Origin of the sequence: Paenibacillus sabuli (genome assembly GCF_014705605.1) — a bacterium.
GTDB classification, from domain to species: Bacteria; Bacillota; Bacilli; order Paenibacillales; family Paenibacillaceae; genus Paenibacillus_D; species Paenibacillus_D sabuli.
Genome location: NZ_JACXIZ010000050.1, coordinates 13,064 through 33,567 on the forward strand (window position 1 = coordinate 13,064; position 20,504 = coordinate 33,567).

Genomic DNA, 20,504 nt, shown 5'->3' on the forward strand with positions numbered 1-20,504 from the left:
GCCGATCGACTGGTCTGGCAGTCGCGAGAGCGCGGGCAAGCGACGACCCGCCGCACCAGCTCTGCAGGCGTGCCGCGAACGCCAGCTGACCAGAGCAGCACAGCCGGACGGACATTCACACCATTACGCCTAATTCCGCCGGACATTCACACCATCACGCCTAATTTCGACAGGAGGCCACCAACATGTATCACTTGCTGCTCGTCGACGACGAGCCCGCCGTCGCGGACAACCTCGCCGTCTCCATCGATTGGGAGGCGCTCGGCATCGCGGCCGTGCACAAGGCCTATTCCGGCACCGAGGCGCTGGCCGTGCTGGAGCGTGAAGCGATCGACATCCTCGTCACCGACATCCGCATGCCGGGCATGAGCGGCCTGGAGCTGATCGCGCGCATCGGCCGGCGGCGCAAGCGGATCCGCTGCGTGCTGCTGACCGGCTATTCCGAATTCGATTACGCCAAGCAGGCGATCCGGCTGGGTACGGCAGATTACTTGCTCAAGCCGCTGCGCAACGACGACCTGGTCGCCACCGTGCGGCGCCAGATCGAGGCGCTGGACGCCGAGTGGTCGGACATCGCCTCGCGGGAGCGAGCCGAGCGCGTCAGACGGGACAGTCTGCCGCTGCTGCGCCGCGACGTGCTGCTCGGCTTGCTGAGCTCGCGCAACGTGCCGCACGAACGGCTGCGGGAGCGGCTGGAGGCGGCCGAGCTCGGGCTCGCCCCCGGCGAGGCGTGTACCTTGCTGCTCGTACGGGTCGAGGAAGGCTTTCGCAATTATGAATCGCTGCAGCACCCGCTGCTCGAATTCGGGCTGTGCAACATCGCCGAGGAGCTGTTCGCCGATTCCTTCCGCCTGCTGCACTGTCGCGACGAGCACGACTACCTCGTCTTCCTTCTCATGCCGCTGGACGGCGCTGAGCGAGCACCGGGCAGTGAAGCAGACGCGCGGGAGACTGAGGAGGGCGCACGCGATACCGAGGGGCGCGCGCCGAAGGCTGCAGCTGGCGCACGCGGCACCGATGCGCACACGCCGGACACGCAGTTCGCCGCCGGCACCGGCATGCAGGCCAATAGGCCAGGCGACAGCCCGGGCGGCGCGTCTGACAGCCGGCATCAGGCCCGGCTCGAGAATATCGCGGCCCAGCTCCAGGAGAGCGTACGCCAATATCTGAATGGCCGGATCTCCGTCGTCGTGAGCCGTCCCGGTCGATTTCCCGAGGAGCTGCACGCCCGCTATCAGTCGGCCATCGGACTGCTGCGGCGGCGCATCGGCAGTCAGACCGGCTTCTTCCTGACCGACAGCGGCGGCGAAGACCCGGCGCCCGGCGACGAGACGCTGCCCGTGCTGCACAGCCTGTACGAGCCGCCGAGCCTGCATCATCTGCTCGAGGCCGGGCGCTGGGACGAGGCGCTGCGCAAGCTGGAGGCCGCCTTCGCCGAGCTGCATGCGCGCAGCTACGTCTCGCAGGAGCATCTGCTCGAGGTCTACTATTACGTCTCGCACGCCTTGATCCAGCTCTCGCACAAGAACAACCGCCTGCTGCAGGATATCCTGCAGCGCGGCATGCCCGCCGCGGCCGGCACGCAGCCGTTCCAGTCGCTCGACCAGCTCCGCGCCTGGTGCCGCGCCGCGCTGGAGCGGGTGCGCGAGGATACGCGCAGCGAGGCCAGGGGCAGCCGGGCCGGCATCATACAGCGCGTGCAGGCGTTCGTCCTGCAAGGGCTCGAGCGGGAGCTGTCGCTGCAGACGATCGCCGATCACGTCTATCTCCATCCCGTCTATCTGTCCAAGGTGTACAAGCTGGAGACGGGCGAGAGCCTCTCCGACTACCTGCTGCGTCTGCGGATGGAGCGCGCCGCCGCGCTGCTCGGCGATCCGGCGCTGCGGATCCACGAGATCGCCGGGCGGCTTGATTACGCGACGCCGTCGTACTTCATCAAGGTGTTCAAAAAATACCACGGCCTGACGCCGCAGGAATTCCGCAACCGGGGGTGAGCGGCACCTTCGCAAGGCACCCGCGCGACCGTCATTGCAAACGCTTAACAAAGTGCCACGAATGTTGCGATCTTCGCCTATCGCGTCCGCTGCCCGTTGGCTAGAATGGGAATCAGCGGGAGGGATACGATGAAAAAACAATGGAATTGGAAGCGCAACTGGCCGCTTCATCTGATGCTGCTGCCCGCTGCGATCGTGCTCGCCGTCTTCCAGTACGCGCCGCTCGGCGGGCTCGTCATGGCGTTCCAGGACTTCAAGCCGTGGCTCGGCATTCGCGGATCGCCGTGGGTCGGCTGGATGCATTTCCGCGACCTGTTCACCTTCCAGGAGAGCGTGCAGGTGATCTGGAACACCCTGATCATCTCGTCGCTCAAGATGGTGTTCCACCTGATCGTGCCGTTCGTGTTCGCGCTGCTGCTCAACGAGGTGCGCAAGCTGCTCTTCAAGCGCACCGTGCAGACGATCGTCTACCTGCCCCACTTCCTGTCGTGGGTCATCCTGGGCGGCATCTTCATCGACGTGCTGTCGATGGACGGCGGGATCGTCAATCGCGCGCTGGAGGCGGTCGGACTGCAGCCGATCTTCTTCCTCGGCGACGGCGACTGGTTCCGCTTCACGATCGTGGCGACGGACGTCTGGAAGGACTTCGGCTTCGCGACGATCATCTTCCTGGCGGCGCTGGCCGGCATCAATCCGAGCCTGTACGAAGCCGCGCTGATCGACGGCGCGAACCGCTGGCAGCAGACGCTCAGCATCACCGTGCCGTCGCTTGTGCCGATCGCGATCGTCGTCGGGACCTTGTCGCTCGGCAGCATTCTCAATGCCGGCTTCGACCAGATCTTCAACCTGTACAATCCGCTCGTCTACGGCAAGGGCGACATCATCGACACCTACGTCTACCGGACGGCGCTGCTCAGCGGCAGCTTCAGTCTCGGCACCGCGGTCGGGCTGTTCAAGTCGGTCATCAGCTTCGTACTGATCGTCGTCGCCTACCGGCTCGCCTACGTGTTCGCAGGGTATCGCATTTTTTGACCCGAGCTGCGCGACGATCTACGAAAGGAGGCATCCGGCATGACCTACCGCAGCACCGCTTACCGCATCTTCACGTATTGCAACAACACGTTCATCGTGCTGCTCGCCCTGCTGTGCCTGCTGCCGCTCATCCATGTGCTGGCCGTCTCGTTCAGCGGCAGAGCGGCGGCGGACGCCAATCTCGTCACCTTCTGGCCGATCGACTTCACGCTGGAGGGCTACCGCATGACGCTCGGCAACGGCAGCTTCGTCGGCTCGATCCTGATCTCGATCCAGCGGGTCGTGCTCGGCACCGGCGTCAGCATGGCCCTGATCCTGCTCAGCGCCTACGCGCTCTCCAAGGAGAGCGCGCAGTTCAGAGGCCGCAACGCCTGGGCCTGGTTCTTCGTCTTCACGATGCTCTTCAACGGCGGCCTCGTGCCGACCTATATCCTCGTGCGCAATGTCGGGCTGATGGATTCGATCTGGGCGCTCGTGCTGCCGAATGCGGTCAACGTATTCAACATGATCCTGATGCTCAACTTCTTCCGCACCTCGGTGCCCAAGTCGCTGGAGGAAGCGGCGTTCATGGACGGGGCGGGCCACTTCCGCACGCTCTTGTCGATCTATCTGCCGATCTCGTTGCCGTCGCTGGCAACGATCTCGCTGTTCACCATCGTGTTCCACTGGAACTCCTGGTTCGACGGCCTGATCTACCTGATGGACAAGGAGCGCTACCCGCTCTCCACCCTGCTCCAGACGATCGTCGTGCAGCTCGACTTCTCGGCGATCACGAGCGCGGAGGACCTGATGGCGCTCTCCAACCGGACCGTCAAGTCGGCGCAGATCTTCATCGCGACGATCCCGATCGTGCTGGTCTATCCCTTCCTGCAGCGCTACTTCGTCAAGGGCATCGTCGTCGGCTCGGTCAAGGAATAATAACGCGCAAGGCCATTCATGATGAACCTGAGGAGGAACACGAATGAAGCAACTTGGAAAATCGGGCAAGGCGGCCGCGCAGCTCCTGCTGCTGACGGCGCTGACAGTCACGGCCGCCGCATGCAGCGGCGGCGACGCCCCCGGCGCAAGCAAGCCCGAACGTACGCCGGGCATGACGGAGTCTGCAGGCAGCGGCAATAGCGGCGCGGACACGGGCTCCGCAGACGCGGGCAACACGGACGACGGCGAAGACGCAGGGCAGCGGCTGCTGCCGGGCGAGAAGTTCGACCCGGCGATCACGATGACGACCGCGCGCTGGGTCAGCGGCTCGTTCGCATTCCGCGATGGCGAGGATATCGCGAATAATGTGCACACCGACTGGATGCGCGAGGAGATGGGCATCAACCTGGATACACTGTGGTCGGTGCAGGAGGGCGACAACTATATCACCAAGCTGCGGCTGGCGCTGTCCGCCGGCGAGCCGCTGCCCGACGTGCTCGTCGTCGGCGACATGCAGCTCGCCTCGGAGCTGATCGACTCCGGGCTGGTGCAGCCGATCGGCGATGTGTTCGACGCGCATGCCAGCGACATCGTCAAGGCGGCGTACAATCGCGATCCGTCAATCTGGTACCCCGTCTACAAGGATGGCGACTACTACGGACTGCCGATCATCGCCGCCGGAGATCACAACGACAACGTCCTGTACATTCGTAACGACTGGCTCGATGCCGTCGGGCTGGACGCGCCATCCACCATTGCCGAGATGGAGACCGTGATGGAGGCGTTCAAGACGCAGGACCCCGACGGCAACGGCAAGGATGACACGTACGGCTTCTCCTTCAGTCTGGGCAGCAACGTCGGCCGCGGCGACGCCAATATGATCTACGGCGCATTCGGCGCAATTCCCGGAATCTGGATGAAGCAAGACGACGGCAGCCTCGTCTACGGCTCGACGCTGCCCGAGATCAAGCCCGCGCTGGCCAAGCTCAAGGAATGGAAGGAGAAGGGCTACCTTCACCCCGAGTCCGGTATCTACGACCGGCAGAAGACGTACGAGCTGTTCAACTCCGGACGCGCCGGCATGATCGCAGGCGAGGTATGGTTGCCCGTATATCCGCTGCCGAATCTGGCGCAGAACGTGCCGGGCGCAGAGTATGACGTGATCCCGGCCCCTACCGGTCCGGATGGCTCGGCGGCCCGCTGGGGCAAGCCATTCAATGCCGGCGTCGTCCTGGTCAACAAGGACTTCGAGCATCCCGAGGCGCTCATCCTGTATCTCAACAACCTGTTCGAATACTGGAACGCGGACAACCCGAAGTACGAGAACGGCTACTTCCAGGGCTATGATTACGACATCATTGACGGCAAGGTCGTCAACGGCAGCGACATTCCAGGCGGCCAGATCTCGGTGCATCATTACTTCCTGTACAACAGCCAGCGACCGATCGCGCCGTACCAGTATCAGGATACGCTGACCGCACTGTACGAGGGCAAGGCGCCGGAGACGGCGTTCGAGCGCTACAGCTACTCGCTCGGAGAGATGTACCTCAAGGCCGGAGCGGTCGCCAAGTCGCAGCGCGACATCAATGTGTACGATTACGGCATCGGCCTCACCGATACGATGAAGACACGCTGGGACCGCCTGCAGCAGATGGAGTCGGAGACGTTCGTCAAGATTATTTACGGCGAGCTGCCGCTCGACGAATTCGACCGGTTCGTGGAGAAGTGGAAGGCCGAGGGCGGCGACAAAATTACCCAGGAAATGAACGACTGGTACGACGAGGTCAATTCATAAAACATTTTTGACCGTTACAAGCGCGAACTGCAAAGATGCCCCGTCTAACAGACAAGAATGGTCCATTAGACGGGGCAAATCAAGGCATCTCACACATCCCCGTCCGGCGCCTCTTCCTATTGCAGGTACGAAGTTGTGCCCTGCGCGGATTGAGCTTCCGCTTGCGGCGGAGCCGCCAACAGCTTTTTCAATTGTCCCTCCGCCTGCTCCAGGCGCCGGGCAATTTTTTTGACCTGGCGCATCTGCGCGTCCATCTGCGTGACGAGCTGGTTCTCGGCATTATTGAGCTCTTCCCCCACCTGGCGCAGCTCCTGCAGGAATTGGCTCACCTGCTGCGAGCGCGGGTCGAGGCCGGCGCTGCGCAGCGCCTGCTGCGCCATCTGGCGCTCCTGCTCCTGGCGCTGACGCACCTGGTCCTGGAATTGCTGATAGCTCATCCCTTGGCTGGTCGCCTGCTGCGATTGCGAATTTCCTTCGAATGGTTGATTCACGTTGCTCTCCTCCTTCGCTTGCGCGCGGTGTATCGGCAGCCATGTTGCTTGGTGCTCGGACGGCCGCCTTCCAACTGCTAGGATGTCCCACTATGCTCGATTTCATCAGGTGACCTATATGTAATGGACTTATATGCGGCTTCACGCACTCTCAAGATCACCCGATTCGTCTATCTGCAGCCTTACGCCCATTCGAATCAACCAATTCGTAGCGGTCGATCAATTCATGTATAATAAGACGATACAATGCCGACCAAGGGGGACTGACCATGCTGCCCGATTACGATTTTATGTCCGATACGACCGAGGAGACCTCGACCCGCTTTGTGACCTTCATTACGCCCGGCCTCAAGCGGTTCGATCTGGCGGTCACCGCAAGCAACCGATTCTACGGCAAAAAGCTCGTCACCGACCTGCAAGCCGGCAAGACCGCCATCATCGGGCCCGACGATCTGGAGGAGGACGGCTACCTGGAGCATACGTTCAAGCTGTCCGAGGAGGAAGCCGAGGAGCTGAAGCAGTTTTTGCTGCTCGTCGTCGGCACGGTGAATTTTACCGATTGAGCGGGGCACACTGTGTACGGAACAGGCAACGACAGCCGTACATGGAGGTGCAGCAGGAATGGACGAGCATAATGAGCACGACAAGCTCGACAAGCAGCAGCCCGGCGCGGATCAAGCGCTGCGCAACGAAGCGTCTGCCGCGCACATAGACGCCCCCCTGCAGAGCGACCGCCCCGCGCATTCGTCCCGGCTGCGCGGGGCGCCCGGCGCGCCGGGCGATCCCGAGACGGCGGACGGCTGGGTAGAAGAGGACCGCCAGCGCTACACCGATCTGGCGACGGTGGAATCGCAGCGCAACGATCTCATCCCCGAGGAATTCCCCGAGGGACCGTACGGCGCCGACCGCGTTAGCGACGGTCTGGGCAAGCGCGCCTGGCGCGAGGATCAGCGCCCCGCCAATCGCTTCGACTATGAGAACCGCGAGCTGCACGACGGTCTCGAACGCGAATACCCGGGCGACCAGGGCGAGCCCTACGACGCCAAGGGCGAGCAAGGGCACAACTCGCAATGAGATAAGGAAAAAAGCCAACCTTGATGATGCAGGTCCTGAGCGGACCAGCCGGGGTTGGCCTTCTTTCTTCCTGTGACGCTCTACACCGCCAGATTGCCGATCAGCCAGACGAGCAAAAAGCTGAGTACAATCGAGAGATTCGACGCGCTGCCGACAAATTTGCGATCATAATCGAACTCCACCGAATACGGCAAAGCGGAAAGCGATACGGGCAAAATGAAGCTGATCGCCAATGTATACCTGAACATCGGTTCAAACGGAAGCGTCCAGAACAGCAACGCTCCGAGCGCCAGCCCCACACCGTAGCGCAAGCCGATGAACCGAAACAAAAGCACGGTCTGGCTTCGGTCAAAACGAAAATTCAGATAGATCCCGAGCAGCAGCAGCGCCATCGGCATATTGGCATGCGCGATCATCGCCGAGCCTTGCAGCAAAAAGGTCGGGAGCGAGAGGCCAATCAGATTCAACAAGCATACTGTGACATAGGTCATAAAAGGAATCGACTTGACCATTTTGACCGGGATGCTCTTCCAGTGCAGCTTGCCGGCGGCAAAAAAGCTGCCGATAAAATAGCAGACGCCAAAGACGATAAACGCATTGCCTACATCGAACATACCGAAATATTTCAGCCCTTCTTGTCCCCATATGCCTTCCACCAGCGGGTAAGCAAAAAGCCCGACGTTGACGCCGGGGACCATCATGGCGAGCATGCCCCGCACCCGCCTCGGCTGCTTGCGAAACACGGCAAGACCAAGCAGCGCGGTAAGCACGCCGTATAAAAATCCGCTTGCGACCAGCAAAATCAATGCCCTGTCCATGACCACCTCGTGAAAGGTGGAGAGGATCAGCGCGGGCAACGTCACATTAAATACGATTCGGGCCAGCCCTTCGCCGTCCTGCTCCCGAAAGACATGAAGCCGCTTCAGGACATAGCCGAGCGCAATAATCATCACGGCGTACATAAATTGCACATTCAAGCTTTCCAATGCGTACAGCCCCTCAACGCTCCAGCAAAAAAGCGCGCATAATATTGGGATGCTCGAAATCCTTCGTTCCTGCCCCGTAGCCGATCTTCCGAATCACATCCGGAGGGAGCCCTTCGCTCTGCACGGCCAGCGCCTTGACAATACCCGCGCCCGTAGGGGTCGTCAGCTCGCCATTCGCTTGAAAAGACGAGAGCAACAGGCCGGTCGCGATCTCCGAGGTTGCCGGGGCCGGGACCGGATAGAGGCCGTGCGCCATATGCACGTACCCGTGCCCGAGCGCGAGCGGGCCGGCCAGAATGCGGTCAACCTGCAACGACTCCAATGCCAGACAGAAGCCGATAATATCGATGATCGAGTCCATGGCCCCGACCTCGTGAAAATGGACCTCGTCAACCGGCATGTGGTGGATCTTGGCTTCCGCTGCGGCGATCGCCTGAAAGATGCGGCGGCTCCGTTCCTGGACACGCGGCGGCAGCGGGCCGGCTTCGATCATCGCCAGGATCGTCTTGGCACTGCGATGCGCGTGCTGGTGTGCGTGGTCATGTCCGTGCGCGTGGTCTTGCCCGTGTACATGTCCGTGCTGATGCGTGTGGTCTTGCCCGTGGTCATGCACGTGGTCATGCATGTGCTGATGCGCGTGGTCATGCACGTGGTCATGCACGTGGTCATGCGTACCGTCATCCCCACCGCCATCCGCGTCAGCATGAACAGCCTCATCGTCATGGGAAGCATGCGAATGGGGCAGATGTGCCGCATGCTCATGGCCATGCTCGCTGTGAGGCGCTCTTGCAGACGGCGCGTCGCCAGGCAGGATTACATCGAGATGCAAGCCGCGCATCCCGCACTTCATCACATTGCGGGTACGCCATTCGAAGGCATCAATGGGCAATTCCTTCAACTGGGCCGTGATGGCATCCCGATCGGCCCCCAGATCGAGCAAGGCCGCCAGGGCCATATCGCCCGCAATTCCGAATGAACAATCCAGATAGACGGTCTTCACGATCGCTTCGCCTCCGTCATCAGTTGTAGAATGGTCGAGGCATTATAGCCTGCGCCGAATCCATTGTCGATGTTGACCACCGACACCCCTGCCGCACACGAGGTCAGCATGCCCAGCAGCGGCGTCAAGCCTTGGAAATGGGCGCCATAGCCGATCGAAGTCGGGACCGCAATGACCGGACGGCGCGTCATCCCTCCGACAACGCTTGCCAGCGCGCCTTCCATGCCCGCGACCACGATCACGACGCTCGCCTCTGCGATTTGATCCCGGTAGGCCAGCAATCGATCGATTCCCGCAACGCCGACGTCGTATCTTTTCTCCACGTGACAGCCGAGCCAATCCGCGGTGCCGACCGCTTCCTCCGCAATCGGGATATCCGATGTGCCCGCACTGAGCACGAGCGCCTTGCCGTCGAATTTGCCGCGGACACCGCAGGTAATCAGGCCCGAGACGGCATCGTATCGCGCTTGTGCATAGCTGGCCCGGACAGCCTCGGCCATGTCCCTCGTAGCTCGCGTCACCATCGCACGGCCATGCGCTTCGACCAGGGTCGCAAAGATGCGCACGACGTGCTCGACGGTTTTGCCTTGGCCAAAAATGACCTCCGGATGACCGGTTCGCTGCTCCCGGCCAATATCGACTTTGCTGAATTCCAGATCCTCAAAGGTTTTTCTCATGACCGACCAACCAACGCTTTGTTCATGCTGCCGCTGACATATCCGAGCAAATCAACGGTTACATAGCGATATCCGAACGTGTGCAAGGCCTCGTGAATTTCGGTTTTATGCGCCCATATGGTCGGGAGCGCCGCTTCCTCCACCTCGATTCGCGCCATGTCCCCATGTGTGCGTACGCGCACCTGCGCAATGCCCAGTTCCATCAAAAAGGCTTCGGATTTCTCGACTTTGGTCAACTTTTCCACTGTAATCGTCTCCCCGTAGGCGATGCGGGACGACAAGCACGCGTACGAGGGCTTGTTCCAATTGGAGAGTCCCAGCGCCTTGGCCAACGCCCGGATATCTTCCTTGGCCAATCCGACCTCCTGTAGCGGGCCCCGTACGCCGAATTGCTTGGCGGCCTTCGTACCCGGTCGATGCTCGCTCATGTCGTCGGCGATCAGTCCGTATACGACCTGCTTGAACCCGGCTTGCCGCAGGACCGGCATGAGCTCGGCGAATAGTCCCTTCTTGCAAAAATAGCAGCGGTTGCTGTTGTTTTCGGCGTATCCCGGCAATGCCAATTCAGACGTCTGGAGCACCTTGTGACGCACATTCAGCTCGGCCGCAATCGACTTCGCCGCCTCCAGCTCGCGCGAAGGATATGTTTCCGAATCGGCCGTGACCGCGAGCACCTTTTCCTCGCCCAGCGCATCGATCGCGGCCTTCAACAGCAACGTGCTATCGACGCCGCCCGAAAAGGCGACCACGACGCTCTCCATTTCGCGCAATAGACGCTTCAGCCGCTCGTACTTGTCCCCTACCATTGGCGGATCACCTGCCCTTCCCTCTCTGGTTGACGTGTCGCTGTCACCCACACCCGTGCCCATGTTCGTGCTGGTGCGGCATCGCCGGCGCATCCGGCGCTTCGTCTTGCATCGTCAAGTGAACGGCCGCCGTTTTGAAGGCTCTGGGCAGCGCCAGGATGTTCGGCTGCTCCCCGACAAATTTTCGCTTGGCGTCCTCCAGCGCTTCTTCAAACGTCGCCCGCGTCTTCAACCCCATGCCTCTGGCGAATCCGGGCTGCTCCGCGCCGACCAAATAAATCGCCGCAGTGTTCTTCTCCGCCAGATGGCCGCACGACATCATCGAAAACCCGTGGAACGGATGAAACGCGTGAGCAAAGCGATACTTCTGAATATATTCTTCCCGCGCGGAGAAGTACTCGCCGTACTGGTTCATATCGGTCAGTACATTTCTTCGCCCTTGCTGGAACATGTCATACAATTCGCGCAGGTACGGCCATAGATCCTCGTTGAAAAAGCCGTTGCACGACGAAGAACAGATGATCACGCAGCGATCGCTCAAAATGCGCTTGTGCCGGATAATCTGCGCCGACAGCGCCTGCATCAGCATAATCGGGTTGGTCCCCATGCCGTCGCCGTAATGGAAAAACTGCGGCATGCCAAACACCAGCACATCGTATTTTTTTTCTGCGAACGGGACGTACGTCCGTTTGTTGGCGACGGCGAAGGCGCGCGGCTGCATCGCTTTGGCATGGCCGGAAAAAATCTCGATCTGTCTCGACTTGGTATCCAGGACCGCATCGCAGCAGAAGAATTTTTTGCCCATTTGCTGTTCCATGTGCTCGCCGATTTCGTCGAACTTGGTCCGCATCAAGGATTGATTGCTGACCGGCACGAAGTCCGGCCGATGCATCACCTTGGGCACGTGGTGCGACGCAATCGAGCGCCAGTGCGTAATCCCGGTCGCGCAATGCTTGTATCCGCCAGAATAGCCGCCGTACGGATTGCCTTGGGTGTGTCCGATCAGAATGGCGACATCGCTGTCGTACACATATTTATTCATGATGACCGGATCGCCGCGCCCGGTCGTGCCCAGATCGACCAGATGATCGTAATCCTCGCTGTCATGGTTCAATATCTGGTTGGAATTCCAAAATTCATAAAACAATTTGTCGCCCAGTATCCCGCGAATTTCCTTTTCTGTATTTTTGCTGTGCAGCCCGTTCGAGCAGATCAATAAAATATCTTCCTTTTGCACGCCTGCTCCATATAATTCGTCCAGTACAATGCGCATCGCCACCTTGCGGTGCGCCGTCTCGTGCTCGCCCCCCTTGACGCGGTCGGGGAAAATAATCGTCACCTTCGAGCCCTTGCGCGCCAATTTGGAGAGCGGGTCCATGCCGATCGGATGGCGGATCGATTGCAGCGTTCTGTCATAGACCTCGTCGCCCGGAATATGGGGCGGATCGGGAATCGTTTCGCCCGGTATGAAAACATCGGTATCCTCCGGCAAGTTGGCTTCCATCAAGCCATGGCCGTATTCAAATGCAAGCTTTTTCATCTTCTCATCCTTCCCTGTCCGAATTCGATTATAGCGTCCAGCTACCCGATGGGCCGATAATGCTCTTGAAACACTTTGGCCAAAGCGCTCGTGTCCTGCTTGCCCAGCCCTTTTCCTTTCGCATTTTCATTGAGCATTTGTACAAATCCGGCAATGAGCGGCGTGACTCCGGCTTCCTTCGCCATTTCGATACCGAGGCCGGCGTCCTTGCACAGCAATTCAATCGTAAAGGTCGGATCGTCGTACTGCTCGTGTACGATCCGCTTCGCCGTCTCTCGGAACAATCCGCTTACTGTCGCCGCGTCGCTGCTTGCGACCACCTCGTAGAACGCTTTTTTGTCGACTCCGATCGCATCGGTCAACGCCATGACCTCCGCGCTGACGCCGTTAATGACGGAGAACATTAATTGATTCAACAGCTTCAGGGCATTGCCGGCGCCGACCTCGCCGACGCGGACGACGCGCTTGGCAAAGGTCAGCAGGACAGGCGTAGCCACCGCGATCGCCGCTTCGCTGCCGCCGGCCGGCAGCAACCAATTGCCGACTGCGCTAGGCCGCCCCAGGATCGAAGTGTCGACATAGCTTGCTCCCCTGGCCGCCAGGAGCCGCGCTCCCTGCTGGGATGCGCCCGGGCTGACCGTGCTCGTATCGACCACAATGTGCTCGGCCGTGAGCGCGCTCATCAAGCCGCGCTCCCCGCTGATCACATCCATAATAATGTTGGCATTCGGAAGCGACATCAGAATAAGTGTGACCCGGTTTGCCAGATCCTGCGGATCGGCAGCGATCGCTGCGCCCTTTTCACTGGCATACGTCCTCGCAGGGGCGTACGCATCGTACGCCACGACCTCGTAATCGGCTGCGATCAACCGCTCCAGCATGCATTTCCCCATCGTGCCCACGCCGATCAGACCAACGCGTTTGTTTTGCTCCATGCCTGTTCCATCCCCTCTCTTATTGGTGCGTATCCCAGGACCAGCCCCGGTCCGCGCCGACATCAATCCATAGCTCGTCCACGGAGACCCCCGCCTGCTGGTCCGCCTCCTGAATCAGCTTTCGCTTCTTTAGACTGGACTTCACGCGGTCCTCGATATCCTCCGGCCAGCCCGCCGTAGCGTGCGGCAACAGTGCCTCGCTGACGTGCCGCAGCGCCGGGTCCTGGCTGCGATCGTACCATTCATGCGGATCGTCCTGCAGGTCAAAGAGCTGGTACGGTTCGCCCGCCACGTAATTCAGCTTGTAGCGCCCTTGCCGCACCATTGCCATCGACCGCCCGGTGCCATGGGCATGATACTGGCTCCGGATCAGTCGATCGGGCACCGCGGGGCCGCCTTGCAGAATGGGCGTCAGATCCATGCCGTCCAGCTCGCTCGTATCTGCATCGCTGCCCGACAATCCGATAATCGTGCGCGTCACATCGATCAGCGTGACCGGCATCGACTGGCGATGCGGCTTGAACCATGTCGGGTCCGTACAGGAGATGATCAGTGGCACGCGCACCGACTCTTCGTAAAAGGAGGATTTCCACCATAGCTCATGCTCTCCCATCATATCGCCGTGATCCGACGTAAAAATGATGACTGTAGGACGGGAAAGATCCAGCTGGGCGATCGTGTCCAGCAATCGGCCGATCCGGGCGTCCGTCTCCGTGATGAGGCCGAATAACGCCGCGCGCGCGCGCAGCAAGGTCTCGGGATCGACGTCCCCGAAATTGAAAAAGGCACGCAGACGCTCCATCGCGGGATGATCCGGACTGGCATCATCCGGACGCGGCTCCGGCAAGGTCGCGATGTCCTTGTACAGCTCGAAATATTCCGGCGACGGCGTCAAAGGAAAATGAGGCGCGATAAAGGATGAGACCAGCGCAAAAGGCTTCTCCTGATCGCCATCGGCATAGGATTGCAAATAAGAACGCGACTGCGATTCGACCTGATCGTCAAAGGACTTGAGCACCGACTCCGTTCTCGGTCCGGCTTCCTGCAGACGCACACCCGTGCCGCCTCCCGGAAACGGCGTACAGCTTTTGTCCCAATCTTGCGCCACGATGCCCGGATAATTGCAATCCGGCGTTAACCGACGATGGAAGCCGTGCAACTGATCGGCGCCTACAAAATGCATTTTCCCCGAAAGAATCGTCTCGTAACCGGCATAGGTCAGCATATGGGCAAATGTAGGGATATCGCTGCGCAGCGGGACGCCGTTGTCCCACACTTCATGACGATGCACCTGCAGGCCGGTCATAAAGGAAGCGCGCTGCGGCGTACATAACGGAGAATCGCTGTACGCTTGGTCAAATACAACGCCGGATTCGGCCAGTCGCTGCATATTGGGCGTTTTCACGTAAGGATGCCCGTACACTTCGGATACCTGCGGCGATTGTTCGTCTGTCATTAGCACCAGAATGTTCGGTTGTTTGCTTGCTGCCATTGTTTACATCCTTTCCTGACCATTCATTTCATATAATTTGATCTATTGTTCTAACAATAGGAAATTTAGCAATACGGCCAGATTTCGTCCCGTCTAGTCTGGCCGCACGCGTTTTTTCGCTCCCGACTTTACTTGTCGTTGCTTATTGAATCAAGCCCATCATCTTCAAGGTCTCCCGGTTGCTCTCCGTATCTCGCTCGATCTCTTGCTTGAATTCCTCCGGCCCGAGATAGCTTGGAATCAATTGCAGCTCCTCGAACTTGGCCAGCAGCTCAGGATCCTCCAGCGCTTGCTTGAACGCATCCTGCAGAATCGTTTTCAGTTCTTCCGGCGTCTCCAGCGGGACGAACAAGCCATTGAAGAAGTTCGCTTCCACATCGTATCCGAGCTCCTTGAACGTCGGAATATCGGCAGCATAATCGGGCTTGACGCCGGTAATATTCACGATTAGCTTGAGCGTTCCGGCCTTCACATGCTCGTACGCCAGCGCATGGTTTAGAATACCTCCCTTAATTTGCTTGCCGAGCAGGTTGGTCAGAATTTCGTTTTCGCCTTTGTACGTGATCGCTCGAATCTGAACGTCCGCCTGATTGGCAAAATTCTCCATCGCGACGTGCTGCGCGTTGGCGTTGCCGGCCACCCCGTACGTGAATTCCTCGGGATGTTCGCTCGCGTAGGCCAGCCATTCGTCGAAATTGTCATACGGCGCGTCAGCCGGCACCACCAGGAATTGCGCCGCTTTCACATAGTTCAACAGCGGTTCGAGCTCGTCATATTGATAGGGCGTGTCGCCTAGCAACGGCAAATTGGTAATGGCCGCCGCCGCCGCCGTCCCGATCGTATAGCCGTCCGGCTTTGCCTTGAACACCTCCGTCATGCCGATCGTGCCGCCGCTGCCTCCCTTGTTCACGATCGACAGCTTGCCGTTGTTCGGCAAATATTTCTCCACATACGGTTGCAGCGTGCGAGCCGGCAGATCGGGCGCTCCCCCTGCCGGATAAGCAACGACCCACGTAATCGGCTTGCTCGGATACTTGCCCGCATCCTCCGTCTTGCCGCCCGAGCAGCCCGCTACGGCCAGCACGCCGGCCAGTACAGCGATCCATACCGTCAAACGATTCCATTTCATGTTCGTTTCCCCCAATGTTCTTTAAGTTCTTTAATTCTTTGTTTTGAAAAGGTTGCCCTTTTTGAGCAACGGCACCGCGATCAAAGCCGCAATCACAATCAGCAAAGCGACGGAATACGTACGTGTGAAAAAAATGCTGTAACTGCCTTGCGAAATGCTCAATGTGCGCCGCAGGCTTTCCTCCATAATCGGACCGAGCACAAAAGCCAGTACGATCGACGGCAACGAAAACTCCAGCTTCTTCAACACGTAACAGGCAACCCCCAGCACAAGCGCCAAGACAATTTCAAACATCAGTTGCTTGGAAGAATAAATTCCCACCATAAGCAAGAGTACGATAATCGGAATCAAGTACGAATACGGCACTACGATTGCTTTGACAAACAGGGGGGTCAACAGCCGCCCTAATAGATACATCACAATTGTAGTGATGATAAAGCCGTAAAAAATGCCGTAGACGAGCGTTTTCTCACTTGAAAACACGAGCGGGCCCGGCTGTATGCCGTGAATGATGAACGCGCCCATCACCACCGCAATCGCCGGCGAGCCCGGGATGCCAAGCGACAATAGCGGGACCAGAGAGCCGCCCACGGTAGCGTTATTGGCCGACTCCGGACCGGCAATGCCCTCCGGACTTCCTTTGCCGAACTTCTCCTTGTCTTTGGAAAAGCGCTTGGCCGCCATGTAGCTGAACCACGACGAGGCCGCCACGCCCAATCCGGGGAAAATGCCGACGACCGACCCGATCACCGAGCCGATTGTAATCGGTTTTCTCACCCCCTTCAATTCTTTCCAGGTCAAGCCGCCCTTTAGACTTTTTTTGTCGAATTGATGCCGCTTGTCCGGCCCTTCCTCCAGCATGGACAGAATCTCGGAAAATGCGAATACCCCGATCATCAGCGCCACGATATTGATGCCATCCGAGAGCTCGGGGCGATCCAGCGTAAACCTCATCTTGCCGGTAAACAAATCCATGCCGATTGTACCGAGCATCAAGCCGATCACGACCGAGATCAAGCTTTTCAGCTTGTCCTTGGTGCTGAGCATCCCGACCGCGATGACGCCAATGATGCAAATCAGAAAAAATTCAGGATCCGATAAATGTAAAGCAAACGTTGCCAATGGCTTTGATAAAAAAATCAAAACCAGTCCGCCGAAAATGCCGCCGATCGTGCTTGCAACCAGAGAGTAGCTGATTGCTTTGCCCGGCGATTCGTTCTTGGCCAGGGCATACCCGTCCAGCACCGTCGCCGCCGCGGCCGGCGTGCCGGGAATCCCCAATATAATGGCGGAAATCGAGCCTCCATACTCGGAGGACTGGTAGGCGGATAACAGCATAAGGATCGAGCCCAGCGGCGAGATCACATAGGTAATGGGCAACAGAATGACAATCGCCAGCATCGTGCCCAGACCGGGCAATGCCCCCATCACCAACCCTACAAAAGAGCCAAGCAAAATAAACAACAATGTTGAAAGCGAAAACAATTCGGAAAACAAAGCAGAAATATCCATTCTAGACTGCTCCCTTTGATTTAAAGTGGGATCGACATGGAAACTTCAAACACAAGGTAGATGATCAAAACGATCAGACCGGATAACCCTGCGTTGAACACGATTTGTTTTGTGTTGAACTTGCGGCGGTAAATCAAAAACAAGGCCATGAGAAATAAAAACGAAAGGACATAAAACAGGCCGATGAAATGCCAGCAAAGCAAAAACAAAACAATGGTTGCAAGCGTTATCAGGATATACCTGAAAAAAGGAAATTCCAATTTAGCGCTTTCTTTTTTGCGTACCGTTTGCAGAAAACTGAGTGCGCACAAGACGGTAAGCAGCACGGCTAGAATCATTGGAAAATAAGCCGGCCCAATCGTAGAGTTCTGAATTCCTCCGGCTGTCGTCACGCGAATCGAGATCGCGTACACCCAACCGAACAGCGTGAGCAGGAGCAACACCGTACACGTTGCGGCTTTATCCTTCATCTGTTCACCTCCTCGTGATGCATGATTGTACTTCCTGTGATTCATGATTCGTACTTCTTGTGATTCATGATTCGTACTTCTTGTGATTCATGATTCGTGACCTTCGCAGCTTGATTTGTTACATATCTTTTCATATTGTTCTAACATTGATACTTATTTCACCACAAGCATAGTTCATTGTTCCATTGCTGTCAACCTAAAATAGCAAATAAAACATATTGTACTAACAATACGACATGTAATTGTATTATGGAGTTGGAGATGGTAGAATGTTGAATAATACGAATATACGGGAGTACTATCAGATATGATGAACCATTTAAAGTTGGAAAATACCCTGGATCACAACAGTCCGATTCCGCTGCACTACCAATTGACTGAAATTTTGCGGAAAACGCTATTCCACGAGCCCGGCCCCGGACTGAAGGAGAAGATCCCGACGGAAATCGAGCTTGCCAAACAATTCAACGTCAGCCGAGTTACGGTACGAACTGCTCTGAAAACGCTTGTCAACGAAGGCCTGCTGTCCCGCGAACGCGGCCGCGGCACCTTCATCAAAACGAATAAGGCCGAGCAGTGGGTCGGGCAGCTGATGGGCTTCTCCGAGGCGATTCGCTCGACGGGCTTCACGCCGGGCGGCAAGGTATTGCATACGGCGATGAACACCTCCCCGCCAAGCGACGTCTGCAAGCAATTGAATACCGACGTGGCCTGGGAAATGAAACGGCTGCGGTTCGCCGACGAGCTGCCGATCGGAATCGAGCATTCCTTCTATATTCCGGAGATTGGAGCCAAGCTCGAGCAGGCGGAGGATCTGAACAACATCACGATGTATCTCTACATTGAACAGATGCTCCACGTCGCGCTCCAGGAGGCGAGCCAGCTGATCACCGCCGTCAATGCGACTGCTGAAGAAGCCGACATGCTGGACATCGAAGAGCGGGACGCGCTGCTGCACATTGAACGGCTCACGAAGGCGACCAGCGGCCAGCCCATCATCTTGCTCAATGCCAAGTACCGCCCCGATTATTTTCATTACATCATTAATTTGAAGCGCTGATGCTTAACTTGAAGGGCTGATTGTTCATGAACCGCGGTCGGCCACGCGTGCCGCTCCGATCAATTCTGAGGTAGGGGTATCGCCAGCGAGAAGGAATGCCCCTGATTATGCGGTCACGAATTCAGAAAAGCCAAAAAACACTGCGCCGCTGCCGAAAGCGGCACCTGCTCCAGTGTCGCGATGCCGACATGGCGAGGCGGCAGCGCAGGTGTCAGCGGAATCTCGAACAGCTCCTCCGCCTGCAGTAAGTCTGCAATATAATTGCGCGTCACAAACGCCACCCCGAAGCCGCTACGGACAAATTGGACGAGCAAATCCAGACTACCCAGCTCGAATTCCGGCTGCAGGCGTACGCCGTGATTCAGCGCGTATCCTTCCAAAAAGGCTCGCGTGCTACCGCCCTGCTCCAGCAGGAGCAGCGGCAGCTGCTGCAGCTGGCCCAACGCGATCCCTTGAGAGGCCATCTCCCGATAAGCGCTCCCTCCCACCAGACAATCCTGCAACGATATGCTCTGCTGTACGAACACCTTGACATCGGTCGCGGGCAAATTGATAATGCCGAAATCGATCTTGCCTTGCTTCAGCAGCGCCAGCGTCTCCGGCGTGGTGCGATTGGTCACGCGAATGCGAATACCGGGATAAGCCGCATGAAATTTCTCTAGGTGCTGCAACAAAAAATGCCTGCAGAGCGTATCGCCGGCCCCGATCGTCAGTTCGCCGGCCTCCAGCTGCTGCATCGCCGTCAGCTTTTGCTCACCTGCCTGCAGCAAATGCATCGCCTGCTCCACATAATGCAGCAATGCTTCTCCCTCCGCCGTCAGCGTCACCCCCTTGCTCGTCCGAAAAAACAACTGCTGGTTCAGCCCTCTCTCCAACTGCTTCAGCGAGTGCGACACCGCCGGCTGAGTGATCGCGAGTTGCTCTGCAGCCTTCGTCAGACCGCCCAGTCGCGCCGTCCAATAAAACACGCGATACCACTCCATATTGATCTGCACGCTATCATTACCTCTCTTTATGACCGTCATTCATATCATTCATTTCATTTATATCCCTGTCATCATTATACTTGAGTGTGTCAAGGCGAAACGAGCAAGCCGTTTTTTCCGGCGCAGCAAGTTTCGTTCCGCGAAATCGAGCGCATCAAGTCCGGCATGTGAAACGCCGGACACGCTCGATTTCAAGGCGAAACGAGCAAGCCGTTTTTTCCGGCGCAGCAAGTTTCGTTCCGCGAAATCGAGCGCATCAAGTCCGGCATGTGAAACGCCGGACACGCTCGATTTCAAGGCGAAACGAGCAAGCCGTCTTTTCCGGCGCAGCAAGTTTCGTTCCGCGAAATCGAGCGCATCAAGTCCGGCATGTGAAACGCCGGACACGCTCGATTTCAAGGCGAAACGAGCAAGCCGTCTTTTCCGGCGCAGCGAGTTTCGTTCCGCGAAATCGAGCGCATCAAGTCCGGCATGTGAAACGCCGGACACGCTCGATTTCAAGGCGAAACGAGCATGCCGTTTTTTCCGGCGCAGCAAGTTTCGTTCCGCGAAATCGAGCGCATCAAGTCCGGCATGTGAAACGCCGGACACGCTCGATTTCAAGGCG

General features: G+C 58.2%; 20 protein-coding genes. 7 read left to right on the forward strand and 13 right to left on the reverse strand.

Going from position 1 to position 20,504, the window contains the following annotated elements:
* Positions 1–185: 185 nt before the first annotated feature.
* The 4 genes from IDH44_RS22845 (at position 186) to IDH44_RS22860 (ending at position 5,739) form a co-directional block, all read left to right on the forward strand.
* On the forward strand, positions 186–1,994 hold the full coding sequence (locus IDH44_RS22845; protein WP_190921147.1) for a response regulator: 1,809 nt from the start codon (positions 186–188) through the stop codon (positions 1,992–1,994).
* A 129-nt stretch (positions 1,995–2,123) separates the two neighbouring features.
* Positions 2,124–3,026, forward strand: a complete 903-nt coding sequence (locus IDH44_RS22850; RefSeq protein WP_223869961.1) for an ABC transporter permease — start codon at positions 2,124–2,126, stop codon at positions 3,024–3,026.
* A 39-nt stretch (positions 3,027–3,065) separates the two neighbouring features.
* On the forward strand, positions 3,066–3,944 hold the full coding sequence (locus IDH44_RS22855; RefSeq protein ID WP_190921148.1) for a carbohydrate ABC transporter permease: 879 nt from the start codon (positions 3,066–3,068) through the stop codon (positions 3,942–3,944).
* 43 nt (positions 3,945–3,987) lie between these two features.
* Entirely contained in the window at positions 3,988–5,739 is a 1,752-nt protein-coding gene (locus IDH44_RS22860; RefSeq protein ID WP_190921149.1) for an extracellular solute-binding protein, read from the forward strand.
* Between the two features lie 116 nt (positions 5,740–5,855).
* Here IDH44_RS22860 and IDH44_RS22865 read toward each other — a convergent pair whose 3' ends face one another.
* Positions 5,856–6,230 (reverse strand): hypothetical protein, encoded by a 375-nt coding sequence (locus IDH44_RS22865; protein ID WP_190921150.1) that lies wholly within the window; start codon positions 6,228–6,230, stop codon positions 5,856–5,858.
* A 269-nt stretch (positions 6,231–6,499) separates the two neighbouring features.
* Here IDH44_RS22865 and IDH44_RS22870 point away from each other — a divergent pair, with 269 nt between their 5' ends.
* Positions 6,500–6,793, forward strand: coding sequence for a DUF3055 domain-containing protein (locus IDH44_RS22870; RefSeq protein ID WP_190921151.1), 294 nt, complete (start codon positions 6,500–6,502; stop codon positions 6,791–6,793).
* Between the two features lie 271 nt (positions 6,794–7,064).
* Positions 7,065–7,304, forward strand: coding sequence for a hypothetical protein (locus IDH44_RS22875; protein WP_397326832.1), 240 nt, complete (start codon positions 7,065–7,067; stop codon positions 7,302–7,304).
* Positions 7,305–7,384: 80 nt separating this feature from the next.
* Here IDH44_RS22875 and IDH44_RS22880 read toward each other — a convergent pair whose 3' ends face one another.
* The 10 genes from IDH44_RS22880 to IDH44_RS22925 form a co-directional block, all read right to left on the reverse strand.
* The gene (locus IDH44_RS22880) at positions 7,385–8,290 is read right to left on the reverse strand and encodes an AEC family transporter (protein WP_190921152.1); all 906 of its coding nucleotides are present in this window, start codon (positions 8,288–8,290) and stop codon (positions 7,385–7,387) included.
* A 13-nt stretch (positions 8,291–8,303) separates the two neighbouring features.
* A complete protein-coding gene (locus IDH44_RS22885; RefSeq protein ID WP_263364417.1) occupies positions 8,304–9,245 on the reverse strand; it encodes a LarC family nickel insertion protein in 942 nt (313 codons plus the stop codon).
* Positions 9,246–9,286: 41 nt separating this feature from the next.
* Positions 9,287–9,967, reverse strand: a complete 681-nt coding sequence (gene larB / locus IDH44_RS22890; protein ID WP_190921154.1) for a nickel pincer cofactor biosynthesis protein LarB — start codon at positions 9,965–9,967, stop codon at positions 9,287–9,289.
* The gene (gene larE / locus IDH44_RS22895; RefSeq protein ID WP_190921155.1) at positions 9,964–10,773 is read right to left on the reverse strand and encodes an ATP-dependent sacrificial sulfur transferase LarE; all 810 of its coding nucleotides are present in this window, start codon (positions 10,771–10,773) and stop codon (positions 9,964–9,966) included. Before larE ends, larB begins: the two co-directional genes overlap by 4 nt.
* Positions 10,774–10,816: 43 nt before the next feature.
* A complete protein-coding gene (locus IDH44_RS22900) occupies positions 10,817–12,313 on the reverse strand; it encodes a lactate racemase domain-containing protein (RefSeq protein WP_190921156.1) in 1,497 nt (498 codons plus the stop codon).
* A 41-nt stretch (positions 12,314–12,354) separates the two neighbouring features.
* A complete protein-coding gene (locus IDH44_RS22905; RefSeq protein ID WP_190921157.1) occupies positions 12,355–13,248 on the reverse strand; it encodes an NAD(P)-dependent oxidoreductase in 894 nt (297 codons plus the stop codon).
* Between the two features lie 19 nt (positions 13,249–13,267).
* Complete coding sequence (locus IDH44_RS22910) at positions 13,268–14,740, reverse strand: sulfatase-like hydrolase/transferase (RefSeq protein ID WP_190921158.1); 1,473 nt, start codon at positions 14,738–14,740, stop codon at positions 13,268–13,270.
* Positions 14,741–14,882: 142 nt separating this feature from the next.
* A complete protein-coding gene (locus tag IDH44_RS22915) occupies positions 14,883–15,869 on the reverse strand; it encodes a Bug family tripartite tricarboxylate transporter substrate binding protein (protein WP_190921159.1) in 987 nt (328 codons plus the stop codon).
* Between the two features lie 30 nt (positions 15,870–15,899).
* Positions 15,900–17,381 carry a tripartite tricarboxylate transporter permease gene (locus tag IDH44_RS22920; protein WP_190921160.1) on the reverse strand — a complete coding sequence of 494 codons (1,482 nt, stop codon included), beginning with the start codon at positions 17,379–17,381 and terminating at the stop codon, positions 15,900–15,902.
* A gap of 20 nt (positions 17,382–17,401) precedes the next feature.
* Positions 17,402–17,851, reverse strand: a complete 450-nt coding sequence (locus tag IDH44_RS22925) for a tripartite tricarboxylate transporter TctB family protein (protein WP_190921161.1) — start codon at positions 17,849–17,851, stop codon at positions 17,402–17,404.
* Between the two features lie 307 nt (positions 17,852–18,158).
* On the opposite strand from IDH44_RS22925, the gene IDH44_RS22930 reads away from it, so the two are divergent.
* The gene (locus tag IDH44_RS22930) at positions 18,159–18,911 is read left to right on the forward strand and encodes a GntR family transcriptional regulator (protein WP_190921162.1); all 753 of its coding nucleotides are present in this window, start codon (positions 18,159–18,161) and stop codon (positions 18,909–18,911) included.
* A 113-nt stretch (positions 18,912–19,024) separates the two neighbouring features.
* Here IDH44_RS22930 and IDH44_RS22935 read toward each other — a convergent pair whose 3' ends face one another.
* Positions 19,025–19,906 carry a LysR family transcriptional regulator gene (locus tag IDH44_RS22935; RefSeq protein WP_190921163.1) on the reverse strand — a complete coding sequence of 294 codons (882 nt, stop codon included), beginning with the start codon at positions 19,904–19,906 and terminating at the stop codon, positions 19,025–19,027.
* Positions 19,907–19,954: 48 nt separating this feature from the next.
* The coding region (locus IDH44_RS22940; RefSeq protein WP_190921164.1) for a hypothetical protein at positions 19,955–20,504 on the reverse strand (550 nt) is incomplete at its 5' end.